15 protein-coding genes are annotated in these 16,031 nt (G+C 58.4%); 11 read left to right on the top strand and 4 right to left on the bottom strand.

The window, feature by feature from the left end; translation table 11 throughout:
• Positions 1–141 precede the first annotated feature (141 nt).
• Positions 142–843, bottom strand: a complete 702-nt coding sequence (locus J4D99_RS11265) for a DsbA family oxidoreductase (protein ID WP_208131816.1) — start codon at positions 841–843, stop codon at positions 142–144.
• Positions 844–1,031: 188 nt separating this feature from the next.
• Here J4D99_RS11265 and J4D99_RS11260 point away from each other — a divergent pair, with 188 nt between their 5' ends.
• The gene (locus J4D99_RS11260; protein ID WP_208131815.1) at positions 1,032–2,024 is read left to right on the top strand and encodes an aldo/keto reductase; all 993 of its coding nucleotides are present in this window, start codon (positions 1,032–1,034) and stop codon (positions 2,022–2,024) included.
• Between the two features lie 120 nt (positions 2,025–2,144).
• On the opposite strand, the gene J4D99_RS11255 is transcribed toward J4D99_RS11260, so the two are convergent.
• Complete coding sequence (locus J4D99_RS11255) at positions 2,145–3,155, bottom strand: zinc-dependent alcohol dehydrogenase family protein (protein WP_208131814.1); 1,011 nt, start codon at positions 3,153–3,155, stop codon at positions 2,145–2,147.
• A 164-nt stretch (positions 3,156–3,319) separates the two neighbouring features.
• Here J4D99_RS11255 and proB point away from each other — a divergent pair, with 164 nt between their 5' ends.
• From proB to J4D99_RS11240, 3 genes are read left to right on the top strand one after another with little or no spacing between them, the layout of a single operon-like run.
• Positions 3,320–4,405: a glutamate 5-kinase gene (gene proB / locus J4D99_RS11250; RefSeq protein ID WP_208131813.1), complete on the top strand. Its 1,086-nt coding sequence runs from the start codon at positions 3,320–3,322 to the stop codon at positions 4,403–4,405.
• Between the two features lie 31 nt (positions 4,406–4,436).
• A complete protein-coding gene (locus J4D99_RS11245) occupies positions 4,437–5,690 on the top strand; it encodes a glutamate-5-semialdehyde dehydrogenase (protein WP_208131812.1) in 1,254 nt (417 codons plus the stop codon).
• 46 nt (positions 5,691–5,736) lie between these two features.
• Complete coding sequence (locus tag J4D99_RS11240; protein ID WP_208131811.1) at positions 5,737–6,216, top strand: YdeI/OmpD-associated family protein; 480 nt, start codon at positions 5,737–5,739, stop codon at positions 6,214–6,216.
• Between the two features lie 4 nt (positions 6,217–6,220).
• Here the strand turns inward: J4D99_RS11240 and J4D99_RS11235 are convergent, their stop codons facing one another.
• Complete coding sequence (locus J4D99_RS11235) at positions 6,221–6,655, bottom strand: DUF2141 domain-containing protein (protein WP_208131810.1); 435 nt, start codon at positions 6,653–6,655, stop codon at positions 6,221–6,223.
• 135 nt (positions 6,656–6,790) lie between these two features.
• Here J4D99_RS11235 and J4D99_RS11230 point away from each other — a divergent pair, with 135 nt between their 5' ends.
• The 4 genes from J4D99_RS11230 to J4D99_RS11215 all read left to right on the top strand — a co-directional run bounded on the left by J4D99_RS11230 (position 6,791) and on the right by J4D99_RS11215 (position 12,139).
• Positions 6,791–8,497, top strand: coding sequence for an acetate--CoA ligase (locus J4D99_RS11230; protein WP_208131809.1), 1,707 nt, complete (start codon positions 6,791–6,793; stop codon positions 8,495–8,497).
• Between the two features lie 446 nt (positions 8,498–8,943).
• Positions 8,944–9,987: a hypothetical protein gene (locus J4D99_RS11225; RefSeq protein ID WP_208131808.1), complete on the top strand. Its 1,044-nt coding sequence runs from the start codon at positions 8,944–8,946 to the stop codon at positions 9,985–9,987.
• 89 nt (positions 9,988–10,076) lie between these two features.
• A complete protein-coding gene (locus J4D99_RS11220) occupies positions 10,077–10,445 on the top strand; it encodes a hypothetical protein (protein ID WP_208131807.1) in 369 nt (122 codons plus the stop codon).
• A gap of 32 nt (positions 10,446–10,477) precedes the next feature.
• Positions 10,478–12,139 (top strand): sensor histidine kinase, encoded by a 1,662-nt coding sequence (locus J4D99_RS11215; protein ID WP_208131806.1) that lies wholly within the window; start codon positions 10,478–10,480, stop codon positions 12,137–12,139.
• Between the two features lie 58 nt (positions 12,140–12,197).
• On the opposite strand, the gene J4D99_RS11210 is transcribed toward J4D99_RS11215, so the two are convergent.
• Positions 12,198–12,797 (bottom strand): DUF4136 domain-containing protein, encoded by a 600-nt coding sequence (locus J4D99_RS11210; RefSeq protein WP_208131805.1) that lies wholly within the window; start codon positions 12,795–12,797, stop codon positions 12,198–12,200.
• Between the two features lie 133 nt (positions 12,798–12,930).
• Between J4D99_RS11210 and J4D99_RS11205 the strand changes: the two genes are divergently transcribed.
• From J4D99_RS11205 to J4D99_RS11195, 3 genes are all read left to right on the top strand, one after another.
• The gene (locus J4D99_RS11205; protein WP_309509615.1) at positions 12,931–14,301 is read left to right on the top strand and encodes an NAD(P)/FAD-dependent oxidoreductase; all 1,371 of its coding nucleotides are present in this window, start codon (positions 12,931–12,933) and stop codon (positions 14,299–14,301) included.
• A 268-nt stretch (positions 14,302–14,569) separates the two neighbouring features.
• A complete protein-coding gene (locus J4D99_RS11200) occupies positions 14,570–15,406 on the top strand; it encodes an alpha/beta fold hydrolase (RefSeq protein WP_208131804.1) in 837 nt (278 codons plus the stop codon).
• A 97-nt stretch (positions 15,407–15,503) separates the two neighbouring features.
• Positions 15,504–16,010: a DUF2721 domain-containing protein gene (locus J4D99_RS11195; RefSeq protein WP_208131803.1), complete on the top strand. Its 507-nt coding sequence runs from the start codon at positions 15,504–15,506 to the stop codon at positions 16,008–16,010.
• The last annotated feature ends 21 nt before the right edge of the window (positions 16,011–16,031 follow it).

Raw genomic sequence — 16,031 nt, 5'->3', positions numbered from 1 at the left:
CGCTAGCCCCGCGCACGCCTAAACCTACGCCGGGCCGGATAGCGAAAGTATGAAGCAATGGCCCAGCTAGCCCCCTTTGCCGCAAAAAGCCCCGGCGCGTGGGCACCGGGGCTTTTCGGAAGCTACTTGAAAAATAACTGCTTAATCGCAGCCATCGGGGCCGCAGGCGGGACCGTCGGCTAGCATGGTGGGCTGGGCTTTGGTAGGGTGGCTTTCCTCCCACACTTTGTCGAGCACTTCGGCAAACACCTCGCTGGGCTGAGCGCCCGACACGGCGTATTTGTCGTCGAACACGAAGAAGGGCACGCCGCGCACGCCAATTTGCTGGGCTTCGTACTCGTCGCGGCGCACTTCGTTGGCGTAGGTGCCCGCCTCCAGCGCCTGGCGGGCAGCGGTGGCGTCGAGACCAATTTCGGCGGCTAAGTTAGCCAGCGTATCGAGCGAGTTCAGGTCCTGGCCTTCGAGGTAGTAGGCGGCGAAGAGGCGCTCTTTCATGGCGTCCTGCCTGCCCTGGTGGGCACCGAAGTGGATGAGCTGGTGGGCCAGAAAGGTATTGGCCGGAATGGCTTTGTCGAACTGATAGTCAAGGCCTACCTCCTTGGCTACTTGAGTCATGTAGTCGTTCATGCGGCGGCCTTCGGCTTCGGGCACGCCTTTTTTCTTGGCTAGCGAGGCGTGGATGTTCTCGCCGGGCGTGGGCACGAAGTCGGGGGTGAGCTGAAAGCTCTTCCACTCGATTTGTACGTCGCCCTGGTGGGCAAACTCGCCCAGGGCTTTCTCAAACTTGCGCTTGCCGACGTAGCAGAACGGGCACACCACGTCGGACCAGATTTCAACTTTCATAGGAATACAAGGCTAGATAACAATTGGAACCGCACGAAGCCGCGAGGGCGGCGAAATGTTTGGTTTCCACTTCCTCAACACTGCTGCGGCCCGCTGCGTTCGGCCCGCCGGGGCTAGCTGGGCCGTAACCTTAACCCCGCTGGCAAGGTTAAGCAAGACGGATTTTCAAGCAACCGCTTTCTTAACTTATGGAATATCAGAAATTAGGCTCGTCCGACGTCAGCGTTTCGCGCATCACGTTTGGCAGCTGGGCAGCCGGCGGCTGGATGTGGGGCGGCACCGAGCAAAACGATGCCGTGGGCGCCATTCACGCGGCCTACGAGCACGGCGTGACGAGCATCGACACGGCGCCCATCTACGGCATGGGCCTGAGCGAACAGATTGTGGGCGAGGCCATTAAGAGCCTGCCGCGCGACAAAGTACAGGTGCTGACCAAATTTGGCATGCGTTGGGACGAGGCCAAGGGCTATTTCGCCATGAAGACCAAGAACAACGACGGCCAGGACGTGGACGTGTACAAGTACGCTAGCCGCGACAGCATCATCAAAGAGTGCGAGGACAGCCTCAAGCGCCTGGGCACCGACTACATCGACCTCTACCAGCAGCACTGGCCAGACGTGACCACGCCCATCAATGAAACGATGGAGGCAGTGCAGCGCCTCATTGAGCAGGGCAAAGTGCGCGCCGCGGGCGTGAGCAACTACTCGGTGGCCCAGATGGAAGAAGCCGGGAAGACACTGACCCTAGCCAGCAACCAGGTGCCCTACAGCATGTTGCGCCGCGACATTGAGAAAGACGTGGTGCCGTATGCCCAGCAGCATAACCAAGGCATTCTGGTTTACAGCCCTTTGCAGCTCGGTTTGCTCACCGGCAAAATCAAGCCCGGCCAGCATTTCGATGCTAGCGACCTGCGCAGCACCAACCGCCTGTTCAAGCCCGAGGCAGTGACGAAAGTCAACGAGTTCCTGCAGAAAATCCGGCCCCTAGCCGAGACCAAAAACGCCACCCTCGGCCAGCTCGTGCTGCGCTGGACGCTGGCGCAGCCCGGCATCACGGTGGCGCTGGTGGGCGCTCGCAACCCCGAGCAAGCCGCGCAAAACGCCAAGGCCATGGACGTGCAGCTGAGCTTCGAGGAAATTGATTTCATCAATAAGCAGCTGGCTACCTTACAATTGAGCTAAGCTATTCCGGTCGCCCTGCAGAGCGTAGCATTGCGACTAGGAATTAGAAATCCCCTTTCACTAAAAAAGGCCGGCCGCCCCTTCACGGAGCAGCCGGCCTTTTTTAGTAGCGAAGCAGGGCTAGCCCACACGCACCACAATCTTACCGAAGTGCGCGCCGCTGCCCATGTGGGCCAGGGCATCGGGCACTTTATCGAAGTCAAACACTTCGCTGATAACCGGCTTTACCTGATTGGTGTCGAAGGCTTTGAGCAAGTCGGCTAGCATTTGGGTGCTGCCCACGTAGATGCCTTGCAGGCGCTGCGTGAGCAGCGGCACCATGCGCAGGTTGGGCGCCTCGTCGCTGGGCGATACCTGGCCAATCTGAAACACGGTGCCACCGGCCTTGAGGGCGCGCAGCGAGCGGGCTAGCTGGCCGGCCACCTCCAGGATGTAGAGGGCGCCTTCGCCCTGGGTCAGCTCGCGCACCTTATCCTCCCAGTTGGGGGTGGTTTTGTAGTTGATAAGGTGGTCGGCTCCGAGCGCTTTGGCCTGGGCTAGCTTCTCATCCGAACCCGACGTAATAATGACCTGGGCTCCAAAGAGCTTGGCGATTTGGAGGCCGAAGATGGATACGCCGCCCGTGCCTTGCAGCAGCACCGTATCGCCGGGGCGCAGCTGCGCCTGCTCTACCAAGGAGTGCCAGGCCGTGACGCCCGCGCAGGGAAACGCCGCGGCTTCCTCAAACGAGAAGGAGTCGGGCACTTTCACTACGGCGCTTTCGGGGAAGGCCACGTACTCGGCCAGCACGCCATCGGTGCTGCCGCCCAGCGAGCGGTGCACCTTGGCGGCCGTGAAGGCGCCATCGGCCCAGTCGGGGAAGAAGTTGACAGCCACACGGTCGCCGAGCTGAAACCGGGTTACGCCCTTGCCCACCTCGGTCACCACGCCGGCGGCGTCGCTGAAGGGAATCATGGGCAGTTTTTCGCCGGGGTAGCCAAACCAGCCGTTGGCCAGGGCCCAGTCGCGGTAATTGAGCGACACGGCTTTTACTTGAATTTTTACCTCGTAATCGAGGGCCGTGGGCTCGTCAAACTCACCCAACTTGAAGTTGGCGAGGCTTTTGGGTTCGTGCAGTTTATACTCTTTCATGGAGAATAAGCGGGGCCAGGCGGCCCCGGTAGGAGGATAGCAGTAACAAGGCAAGCCCCAGAAGGTCTAGCGCCGCGGGCATATTTGCGCGCGGCGCCGGGGCCACGGCTAGCCAGCCAAGTTGCGGCTAGCCGCTAGTTTTGGCTATTGCCCTGCTTTGTATCATGCCCCTGCCCTACCGCCGCCTCGTCGTTAAAATCGGCTCCAACGTCCTCACCCAGCCCAACGGCCTGCCCGATGAGGCGCGCATGGCCCAGCTGGTAGCCCAGATAGTGGGCCTCAAAAACCAGGGCTGCGAAGTCATCCTGGTATCGTCGGGGGCGGTGGCGGCGGGGCGCAGCCTCATCACGCTGCCGCCCAAGGCCGACGCCGTGCGCAGCCGCCAGTTGCTAGCCGCTGTGGGCCAGGTAAAGCTGCTGAGCCTCTACGCGGCGCTGCTGGCTCCGCACGGCTTGCTGGGCGCCCAGGTGCTGGTGACCAAGGAAGACTTCCGCGACCGCCAGCACTACCTGAACATGCGCAACTGCTTCCAGGAACTGCTGCAACAAAACGTCATTCCGATTGTGAATGAGAACGATGTGATTTCGGTAACCGAGCTCATGTTTACCGACAACGACGAGCTAGCTGGCCTGGTGGCTAGCATGCTCAATGCCGATGCGCTCATCATTCTGAGCAACGTAGACGGCATCTTTGACGGCGACCCTAGCCAGCCGGGCGCGCAGGTCATCCGGCAGATTGCGCCGCACGATACCAGCTTTGCCGAGTTCATCACGGCCACGCGCTCGCAGTTTGGGCGCGGCGGCATGCTCACCAAGTGCTCCATTGCGCACAAGGTGGCCGGGCTGGGTATCAGCGTGCACATCGGCAATGGCAAGACGCCCGACATCCTACCCAATATCTTGAATGAAAGCGCGGTAAACACGTGGTTTCAGCCCAGCAAAAAAGCTTCGGGCACCAAAAAGTGGCTAGCCCACGCCCAGGCGGCCCAGGCCACTGTGCACATCAATGCGGGCGCCCGCGCCGCCCTGCTAGCCCCCGCCAAGGCCACCAGCCTGCTGCCGGTGGGCGTGACTAGTATCGAGGGTGATTTTCAGAGAGGCGACCTCATTCGGCTTGTCGATGAGGCCGGCCACGCGCTGGGGCTGGGCCTGGCCGAGTACGGCGCCGACAAGGCCCGCGAGCGCCTGGGCCAGCACGGCCAGCGCCCGCTGGTGCACTACGACTACCTATTTTTAACGACTGATAATTAAGCAGCTGCGCCACCCGGCTACGCTCATGCTGATGACTGACTACTCCGCTTACTTCCGCGCCGCCCAGCAGGCTAGCCGCCGGCTAACCACCGTGGCGCCCGCCGCCATCGATGCCGTGCTGCGCGACCTCGCCGACGCGCTGCTCGCCCACACCGACTTTGTGCTGGCCGAAAACGCCAAGGACCTGGCCCGCATGCCCACCGCCGACCCACGCCACGACCGCCTGCGCCTCACGCCCGAGCGCCTCGCCAGCATGGCCGACGACCTGCGCAATGTGGCTAGCCTACCCTCGCCGCTCGGCGGCGTGCTCAGCGAAAAGGAGCTAGCCAACGGCTTGCAGCTGAAGAAAGTGCGGGTGCCGCTAGGGGTGGTCGGCATCATCTACGAGGCGCGGCCCAACGTGACCTTCGACAGCCTGGCGCTGTGCCTGAAAACCGGCAACGCCTGCCTGCTAAAAGGCGGCTCCGACGCGGCGGCCTCCAACACGGTGCTTATCGAAGTGGCCGGGCCGGTGCTGCTGCGCCACGGCCTGCCGCTGGGCGCCGCCACGCTGCTGCCGCCCGAGCGCGCCGCCACCGAGGCTATGCTGCTGGCGGTGGGGCTAGTAGATGTGGTTATCCCGCGGGGTAGCCAGGGGCTGATTGACTACGTGCGCCAGAATGCGCGCGTGCCCGTCATCGAAACTGGGGCCGGCGTGGTGCACACCTACTTCGACGCCACCGGCGACCTGGCCAAGGGCCAAGCCATCATTGCCAATGCCAAAACGCGCCGCGTGAGCGTGTGCAATTCGCTCGACTGCCTACTACTCAATGAGCAACGCCTGACCGACCTACCGGCCCTAGCTGCGCCGCTGGCCCAGGCGCAGGTGCAGCTCTTTGCCGACGCGCCGGCCTACGCGGCCCTGGCTGGCCACTACCCCGCCGCGCTGCTGGCCGAGGCTAGCGAGTCGCATTTTGGCACCGAGTTCTTGGATTACAAGCTCGCCATCAAGACTGTAGCCGACCTCGACGCAGCTCTCGACCACATTGCCGCCCACGGTTCGCGCCACAGCGAAGCCATTATCTCGGAAGATGCCGGGCATATCGACACCTTTTTGCAGGTGGTGGATGCGGCAGCCGTGTACGCCAATGCCTCCACGGCCTTCACCGATGGCGCGCAGTTTGGGCTAGGGGCCGAAATTGGCATCAGCACCCAGAAGCTGCACGCCCGCGGCCCCATGGGCCTGGAGGAGCTAACCAGCTACAAGTGGCTGGTGCGCGGTAGCGGTCAGGTGCGGGCCAGCTAGCCTACGCTCAGCTACCGCTTACGTTTTCTTTCAAGTAAGTAGTCCTATGGAAGTTAATTTCCGCGCTGTGCTCGAAGCCGGAGGCCCAAGCTTTATGCCCACGCAGATTGTGCAGGTGCCTGACCACGCGTGGCTGGCCGTGGGCGGCAAGGCCACCAAGCGCGTCATTGCCACGCTCAATGGCCGCCCAGAGCGCTTGGGCCTGCTGCCGCAGGAGGGCGGCGGGCGCTACCTCATGCTGCGCAAAACGCTGTGTCAACAGCTAGGCCTCGAAATTGGTCAGGAGTTAGAAGTAAGCCTAGCCCCCGACCCCAATCCTGACTACGTAGACCTGCCTGATGAGCTAGCCGAAGCCCTGGCCGCTTGGCCCGAGGCCGAAACGGCCTTTCAGGCGCACACCGGCGCTATGCGCCGGGCCATGGCCCGCAAAGTAGCCGATGCCAAGCGCCCCGACACCCGCGCTCGCTACGCCGTGGAGCTAGCCGAGCGCCTAGCGCGGGGCGGGCACCCATTTCGGGCTAGCTAGGCACTTAATTCCAAGTAGTTATCGAAACGACTTTGCCGGGACCGTTTACGGTAAACTTGCACTCGTCAAACTTGGGCGCGGCGAGGCGCGGGCGCACGTTATTAGAGAAGGCATAAGGCTCGGTCGGGATGCCCAGCATATTCTTGTCGAGCTTGCCGTTGTCGTTGGTGTCCTGCGTGAGGGCCACGGCCCAGTCGCCGGGCGCCAGCTCTACCGGCACCGAAATCTCGGTTTTGCCCTCCGGCTTCACCACCATCCGGAAGGCCTGCTGGTCTTTTTGCAAGAACTTATCGGCCGCGTTGTAAAAATTGAGCTTGACCTCCGAGTGGTTCGAGGCTAGCGCCCCAATCACCACCGTCACCGTTTGGGTGGCGGGCACGGGTGCGGTGCCCAACGTGAGGCCGCTTAAAAGCAGCGCGGCCAATGGCAAAGCAGTCATAGAGGGAGCGGCTAATAAACAGCGGGTTATGCGGTAAACTAGGCGGTGTACGCAAATCGTTCCGGGCGGGCGGTGCGCTGTTGGGGCCGGGCTGACGGCTACCTTGCCACCTCCCACCCCTTGCCCCTGCACCGTATGCAACGCTACTTCCAGGAATTTCAGCGCATTGCCCAAGCCGGCACCTACCACGAGCTGGACGCCCAGCCGGTGCCCAAGCCCGAATATTTTAATTGGACTACTGAAATTCTGGAAGGCTTGCACGTGGCCAACCAGCCCGACAAGCCCGCGCTGGTACTGGCCGACGATGAAGGCAGCCAGACGATTACCTACGCCGAGCTAGCCGGCCGCGCCAACCAGCTGCTACACTTTTGGCGCGCCGCTGAGGTGCTGCCGCAGCAGGCCGTGCTGCTGATGGTGCCGGTGTGCGCAGAGCTGTGGGCCACCTACGTGGCCGGCATCAAGGGTGGGCAGCTGCTCATTCCGGCAGCGAGCATCCTCAGCGTAAAAGACCTCGAATACCGCTTTGGCCGGCTGCTACCCGCCGTAGTCATTGCCGACCTCGAAAACGCCGCCAAAATCGACGCCGCCGAGCAGGCATTGGGCCAGCGCATCCGGCTCAAGATGCTGGTGGGCGGCCCCACCGCGCAGCGCCCCGGCTGGGTCGGCTTTGAGGGGCTAGCCGACCTGCCCACCGACGCCGAAGCCACCACTACCCGCGCCGACGACCCGCTGTTTTTGTTTTTCACCTCGGGCACCACGGGCCTACCCAAAGTGGTGACGCACACGCACTTTTCGTACCCCGTGGGCCACCTTAGCACCGCCGCCTGGATAGGCCTACGCCCCACCGACCGGCACTGCAATATTGCACAGGCCGGCTGGGCCAAGTTTGCCTGGAGCAGCTTTTTTGCGCCCCTTAGCGTGGGGGCTACCCTGGTGGCCTACCAAGGCAGCGGGCGCTTTGCCGCCGGGCCGCTGCTGACGGCCCTAGCCAGGGAGGGCGTCACCACGTTTTGCGCGCCGCCCACGGTGCTACGGCTGCTGGTGCTCGAAGACCTGGCAGCCTACGAGTTCAACTTTCGCGAATGTGTAAGCGCAGGCGAACCGCTTAATCCCGAAGTAATTGAGGCCTGGCAGCGCGGCACCGGCCGGCTCATCCGCGACGGTTACGGGCAGTCGGAGAGCACCTGCATGGTGTATAACCTGCCCGGCGACGCCGTACGCCTCGGCAGCATGGGCCGGCCCTCGTTTATGTACGACGTAGTCATTGCCGACGACGAGGGCCACGAGTTGCCCGACCTGGCCGAGGGCCACATCGCCGTTTGCACCGATACCGGCCGCCCCAACGGCTTATTCACCGGCTACTTTGGCGAGCCCGAGCGGGCGGCTAGCGTGTTTCGCCACGGCCTCTACTACACCGGCGACAAGGCCTACCGCGACCCCGACGGCTACCTCTGGTTTGTGGGCCGCGACGACGACGTAATAAAATCGAGCGACTACCGCGTAGGCCCCTTCGAGGTCGAGAGCGTGCTCGTCGAGCACCCAGCCGTGGTAGAAGCCGCCGTAGTAGGTTCGCCCCATTCCATCAAAGGCCACGAAATCAAAGCCTTTGTTATGCTGGCGCCCGGCGCCGTGGCTAGCCCCGCGCTGGCCCAGGAGCTGTTTGCCTACGGTCGCGAGCACCTCGCGCCCTACAAGATGCCGCGCATCCTGGAGTTTGTAGAAGAGTTGCCCAAGACTATCAGCGGCAAAATCCGCCGCGTAGAGCTGCGCGCCCGCGAAGCCCAGCAACGCCGTGGCCCGGCCGGCGCGGCCGAGTTCTTTTATGAGAAAAAGCAGGGCTAGCCCCTGCCCGACTGCCCGAGCTGGCCAGCAGATTTCAGGTACCTCACTAGCTACCTATGGCACTTCTTGGCCAAAGAGAATGGGTAAAACCTGGCGCAATCGCATAATAAGATAAAAAGAAATAATATAAATCTACCGGCCGGGCGTCCAGGCTATTGTAGGTTACTCTTTTTTCCTACCTTTGGGCTATCAGCCTTCCCATACTTTCATTATCACTTACTTACAACGATAGCTGTAGGCAGGTGACGAATGTAGTACCGGGTTTTCAAGCTCAGCTGCGAGCTATGCTCGCAGGGCACTGCGCTCGTGTGCCAACTCACTCTCTCCGACGACCAATGTGGGGCTGTCAATGCCCACTTGACTCTAGCCGACAGTATTGCGACCCTAGCGGTGGTTTTATACTGGCTCGCCAGACTCAATACTACTTGTGAGTCAACCTACCCGCTATGAAAAAAAACTACTCAACTATTTTTCTACTTGTTATCGGCCTCCTGCTGTGCATAGTGCAGCAGTCGCTAGCGCAGCGAACACAAATCAAAGGATTTGTGGATGTTGTTTCCTACTACCAAAAGGGGAAATTAAATTTTGGCCTCGGTGAGCAGGATTTATTCATTACCTCCGAAATAACGCAGCGCCTATCCTTTTTGGGCGAAACGGTTTTCAAATACTCCCCCGATTCGCCCACCAGCTTTGATATTAGTATTGAGCGAATTATTCTGAAATATAATTACGCTGGCAATCACAGTATATTAATTGGCAAGCATCACACGCCTATTAATTACTGGAATGATACCTACCACCACGGCCGGGTATTCTTCCCGACGGTCGACCGCCCCCTGCTTTTCTCGCAAAGCTTTATTCCGCTCCACACTACGGGCATCAGCTTGCAGGGCCAAAACCTTGGCCGCCTGCGGTTTGGCTACGATGCCATGCTGGGCAACGGCCTGGGCTCGGGCGATGTAGAAGATAACAACCCCTTCAAATCGCTGACCCTGGCCGTGCACGTGAAGCCCCGGGACGGCATGCGCCTCGGAGCCTCTTTTTACCACGATGTTATTTCAAAAGGGAGCGTCATTCACAACCACTACGGGGGCACCATCCCAGTGGCCCTGACCCGTATAAATCAGAGCATTGTGACCGGCTCGATTGCCTACAACGACTCCGTTTTTTCGAAAAAATTTGAACTGCTCGCCGAGAGCAGTATGGCCATGAACCGCTCCGATAGCCTTGGCACGCAGCGGGCGGTTGCCTCCTATATCTACGCTGGCTTGCGGGTTACGGATAAAATAATACCCTACGTCAGGCTTGATGATATTCAATATGCTAACAGCGAAGTGTATTACATGGACAATAATACCCGCTCTTACATTGGTGGAGTACGCTACGAAATAAGCTATTTAGCAGTGCTGAAGCTTGAATATCAGCACACCAAAAGCTATATGCATAATATCTCCGACAACATCATCTTCCAGATTGCGGTCGGATTTTAAAAGGCCTAGTGATGAAATATCTATACCGCCTTGCGTTCAACGTACTCTTGCTTAGCATTTACGTTCATTTGCCAGTAAAGGCTCAGGATATGAGCCTTACTATTATTGCAAATAATAAGGGGGCACCTCCCGAGATGAAGCTAGCGCAGCTCAAGTCGACAATGAAAGGGGAAAAGCTACGCTGGCCAGATGGTACCAAAGTCGTAATAGCCCTGCTAAAAAGCACTACACTTATCGGGACAAATACCAGCAAAAAAATTTATAATATGAGTTCGAATGAGCTAAATAAATACTGGCTGGCCCTCGTATTTCAAGGAAAGGCAGATGCTCCCAATTTTTTTACTTCCGAATCTGATTTGGAAGAATTTGTTTCGCAAACCGCTGGTGCCATTGGCGTTGTGAATCACCCATCGGCCAGTAATAAAGTAATCCTTATCGACGGGCAAAAGTCTTTGTAAAAAGATTACTTACCTAGCAAACAGTACGCATTATGCAGCATAAGTTACCCAATTCATTTATCCTTTCGAGCTTGCAGCAGATTCGCCTGACTGTTAAGACGAAGATATGGATGACTGTAACGACAATAGTGTTGCTATTTTCTTTCTTTGTATTGTTTTATGTACCAGCTATTCAGGGACGAAATTTATTAAATAACTTTAATAAAGAAGTCCAGAACGACGCAAATACTGTGGCGCTAGGAGTAAAGATTGCGATGACTGAACAAAACTTCCAAGGCATCCAAACTGCCATGGATTATGTCAAGCGAGACCCCTTACTCCGCTTTGTAAGCTTAGTGCAGAGCGATACTACGTGGAATGCGGCCCATACGCAGTACAAACTAACCCAAACCATTTTTAAAACTTATCCGGAAAAGAAGAAGATAGATATCAATGCCACCTCGGATGACTCTACGGTAGTAAAGCGCGCGCCCTTCACCTCAGCCATGATGAAGGGTAATATTCTGCTAGCTTTTTCGACCAAGGAAATTGTACAAAGCAAGCGTCAGATACGGGCAACTTCTTTATTCTTTAGCTTTCTGGTTTTTAGTATTGGGATACTCATTGGCTTTGCGTTGGCCAAAAACATCTCCGTACCCATTCTACAGCTCCGCGACGCCGCTACCAGAGTGGGCCGGGGCGACCTTACCCAGCGCGTACTCAGTAAGTCGCGCGATGAGATTGGGGAGCTCGGGGTCGTCTTCAATGAAATGGTTGCTGACTTAGCAATGGCTCGTAAAGAGTTAGAGAATCGAACTGCTGAGCTGATAGTAGAAAAGAAGAAGTCCGACGACTTATTGGAAGGCTTGCAGAAGACCCTAGCTGACCTGAAGGAAACGCAGGCGCAGCTTATCAGGCAGGAGAAGTTTGCCTCGATTGGCCAGCTGACGAAGGGCCTAGTCGACCGCTTGCTTAACCCCTTGAGCTATATCACCAACTTTGCCGCCGTATCGAATGAGCTTTTGGAAGAAAGCAAAGAAGCGCTAGCCCCAGCTAACTACGCTTCCGACGAACATTTGCAAACCGAGCTGCTGCCATTGCTTTCTCTAATCGAAAGCAATACCGAAAAGATTAAGGAACACGGCTCCAGCCTAACGCGAATAGTAAGAAGCATGGATAAGCTTTTACAAAGTAAGGCCACTGCTTTTATTGAGAGTGATATTAATAGTTTTGTAGAAGCGCAGGTGACGCTGTATAAACGCGAAGCAGATACTGCTTACCAATCCATTCCGCTGGAGCTTAAGAAGGGATATAATAAAAAGCATTCTGCTGTAAAGCTGCTGCCTGCAGAAATGAGCTTTGTACTTGCCAGCCTACTCAATAACGCGATGTATTCTTTAGTTGAGAAATCAGCAAAGAATACTGATTTTAAACCTAAGGTTACAATTGAAACGCTTTTTCATAGTGAGCACGTAGAAATTCGCATTAGAGACAATGGCACTGGTATTTCGGAAGTCGAAAAAAACCAGTTATTCTCTCCTTTTTTCACGACCAAGCCCACTTCTAAAGGAACAGGCCTGGGTCTGTTTATCAGTCAGGATATTGTGCGCGACCATAAGGGTAGCATTTCGGTTGAAACGCAGCCGGAAGCCTATACTGCTTTTATCATCGCCCTGCCGCTAGCCCACGCGGTAGCAGGGCTAGCCCCTTCCTAAACGCAAAGCACCGCCAGCCCGAGAGCTGGCGGTGCGCCAGGCTCTGCTTGAAAAGGCTTTACGACTTTTTCTCGATAGGGAATTTATCCAGAATGTCTTTGGCCGACTTGCTGAACTCGGTGCCCAGGCGAGCGGGGTCATCTACGGGGTCGGCCATGGAGCCGCGCCACACGAGGTTGTTTGTACGGCGGTCGATGAAGTCGATGATGAGCGTGCCCTCGCGGTACTGCTGGGTGCGCGGCTGGCTGTAGTAGGCCGGCGTGTACCAGTAGCCGTAGTTGATGGGCAGGTAGGCGCCCCGGTAGCCCACGGCGTAGGGGTAGGCGTAGTTAGGGCCGGGGTAGGTATCGTATACCGTGCGCTCGGCTTTCTCCACGAAGGTGTGGGTGGTAATAAGCAGGTCGGGGTTGCTTTCTACTTCGCGCAGGCCACGCTTTGCCATTTCGCTCGCAATGGCCTGCTTAATATGGTCCTGGGCGATGGGGCTATTGAGCAGCGGGTTCTGGTCGCCGTTGGTTTTTACTTCTGTATCGGCAAAGTCGAAGGTACGGTACTGGGTGAAGTTCACGTTGGACTGCTGCTCCACGTTTACGGCGGAGCTGCAGGCACTCAGGCCGCCCCCGAGGGCTAGCGCGAGGCCTAACAATATTTTTTTCATGGGAAAAGGATGAGAATGCGGAAGTATGCAGGAAGTACCGCTTTCTGGCTCTAGGGGTTACGTTGAGCTTACTCAGGGCGCCGGGGCCAACGCGGGGGCTAGCCGGGCCGTATGGGCTGGCAGTTGCCGGGCCGTGCGCCCATCCCTACGCATCTTTGGCCTTATGGAGGAAGTAGAAGGACTTACAAAAATTGCCGACCTCGGCAAGCCGCGCGTGGTGATAGTGGGCGGTGGGTTTGGTGGGCTGCAGCTGGCCAAGTCGCTGGCCAATGCGCCGGTGCAGGTAGTACTCATCGACAAGCAGAACTACCACGGTTTCTGGCCTTTACTCTATCAGGTGGCCACGGCCGGCCTCAATGCCGACAGCATCGTATCGCCGTTTCGCAAAATCCTGAACAAGCAGGCCAACTTTTTCTTCCGCATGGCCGAGGTGCGCTGCATCGACCCGGCGGCCCAAGTAGTGGAAACTACCATCGGGCAGGTGCGCTACGACTACCTGGTGCTCGCCACCGGCACTACCACCAACTACTTCGGCGACAAGGCGATGGAGAAAAACTCCATTAGCCTCAAGAGCGTCACCGATGCCATTGAGCTGCGCAATACCCTGCTCTCCAACTTCGAGCAGGCTCTGCAAATCGGCGACCTGGAGCAGCTCAACAGCATGCTCGACTTTGTGATAGTAGGCGGCGGGCCCACGGGTGTAGAGATGGCCGGGGCCCTGAGTGAGCTGCGAGCCAATGTTTTCCCGCGTGACTATCCCGAGCTCGACCTCAAGCAGATGGATATTCACCTGGTGCAGAGCGGGCCAGTGCTGCTCAAGGGCATGTCGGCCGAGGCGTCGGAGCACGCGCTCACGTACCTGAAAGAGCTGGGCGTGCAAGTGTGGCTAGACAACCGCGTGACCTCTTACGATGGGTATATTGCGACGCTCAAAAGCGGCGATAAGCTCATCACGCGCACCCTTATCTGGGCGGCGGGCGTCACGGGCGTGCCCCTGGCCGGCCTCGACCCGGCCGCGCAGCTCAAGTCGAACCGCTACCAGGTAAACGAGTATAGCCAGGTGGCGGGCTACGACAACGTGTTTGCCATCGGCGACATCGCCCAAATGGCCACCAAAGACTATCCCGAAGGCCACCCGCAGGTGGCGCAGCCCGCCATTCAGCAGGGGCGCCTGCTGGGCGAAAACCTTCGCCGCCTGCTGCAAAAGCAGCCTCTGAAGCCCTTCGTGTATGACGACAAGGGCACCATGGCTACTATTGGTCGGCACCGCGCCGTGGGTGATATTCAGCTCTTTGGCAAGCAATACCACATTACTGGCTGGCTGGGCTGGCTAGGGTGGAGCCTCGTGCACGTGCTAGCCCTGGTAAGCTTCCGCAACCGCCTGGCCGTGTTCATTGCCTGGGCCTGGAACTACGTCACTCAGGATAAGGGCATGCGCTACATTATCGGCAAGCCCAAGGCTCCACTCAAGGAGCGCGAGGTGGAAGTAAAGCCTATTGTGTGAACGCCAGGCCGCAACATTACCGCCTGACCACCACTTCTTTACCTGGCTAAATCAGCCAGGTATTTTTTTGCCTGCCTTTTTATTGCCTGCAAACACATTACGGCCCGGCATTGCCGGGCTTATTACGCTTGCTGGCAAAAGCTCACAAAAACCACTCTGCGCCGTCGCTATATTTAGCACCATTCCCAGAAAATATCTGATTTATGGGCAAACCGACTAGCAGCACCGCTTCGTATTTCCACCTTTAAAAAGGCTAATCTATTCTAAAATGAGTACCCAAACTTCGTCTGCCTGCCGCCGCAGCAATGTTACTATTACGGGGGCTAGCAGCACATCTTCGGCCATTGTGTTTTTGCATGGGCTAGGGTCTGACCAGACCAGCTGGCGCCTGCTGGCACCCGCCTTTGAAGACCGCTACCGTGTGGTGCGGCTCGACCTGGTAGGCGCGGGCCAGTCAGATGCCACGGCCTACGACTACGCCCGGCACGGCTCGCTCGCGGCCCACGCCGACGACCTGCTAGCCGTGTTGCAGGAGCTTGATTTGCAAAGCATTATTTTCGTGGGCCACTCGGTCAGCTCCATGATTGGGGTGCTGGCGGCCATCAAAGAGCCGGCCCGCTTTGGCAAGCTCATCTTGCTAGCCCCTTCGCCGCGCTTCATCAATGCCGAGGGCTACGCCGGGGGCTTTGCCCAAAAAGACATCGACGAGCTGCTGGCCGCCATGGAAAACAACTACCCCGGCTGGTCGCAGGGTATTGCCCCGGTGATGATGGGCACCGAGCGCCCCGAGCTGGTGATGGAGCTCACCAACAGCTTTATGCAAACCAACCCGGCCATTGCGCAGCACTTTGCCCGCGTCACGTTTTTCAGCGACCACCGCTCCGACCTGCCGCTGCTCACCACGCCCACCCTCATATTGCAGTGCGCACACGATGTGATAGCACCGCTGGCCGTGGGCACCTATCTAAATGAGAATCTGATGGATAGCCAGCTCGTGGTGATTGATACGCCCGGCCACTGCGCCCACCTCACTGCCCCCGAGCAAACCCTGCGCGAGATAGCGTTTTTCCTGAGCATGCCCGACTACAGCCCGTCGCTGAACTAGGGGCCTGCTGCCCGAAGCACCCTGGCGCGCCCCAGCAGCCCGTAACCTGGGCCGTTGGGGCGCGTTCAGTAGCGGGCTCTTTTGCTGCTCTATTCTCATGGCCAACCTTTCGGGCACGCTGTCCATTCTTTCGGCGATGTTTACGCCGGCCATCCTGGTGTCGGCGTGCGGCTCGCTCATTCTCACTACCTCGCAGCGCCTGAGCCGCAGCCTCGACCGGCAGCGCGAGGTGGCCCAGCTCTTGCGCCAGAACCAGCAGCAGGCCGCCACTTCCACGCCCGACCCGGCCGAGCACGGCCACCTTACGCAGCAGCTGCTGTTTGCCATCCGGCGGGCACGGCTCTTGCAGCGGGCCATGACCAGCTTTCACCTGGCCCTGAGCATTTTTATCGGCAGCATCCTGGCCATTGGTGTGTTTGAGCTGACGAATATCTCGCGGGCCTGGATAATTGCTGCTCTGAGCGTAGCCGGCGCGCTTATCCTACTCTACTCCAGTGTCTTGCTCATGCAGGAATCGCGCCTGGCCCGCGCCGATGTGGCCGAAGAAACAGCCTACCTCACCCAGTTTACCCTAGCCGACCAGGAGCGCGCCGCCAAGCAGTAGCCCCAAGCAAAAGCTTCACGT

The organism is Hymenobacter sp. BT559, from assembly GCF_017571525.1.
Lineage (GTDB): Bacteria > Bacteroidota > Bacteroidia > Cytophagales > Hymenobacteraceae > Hymenobacter > Hymenobacter ginsengisoli.
This window is presented reverse-complemented; position numbering and strand designations above follow the sequence as displayed.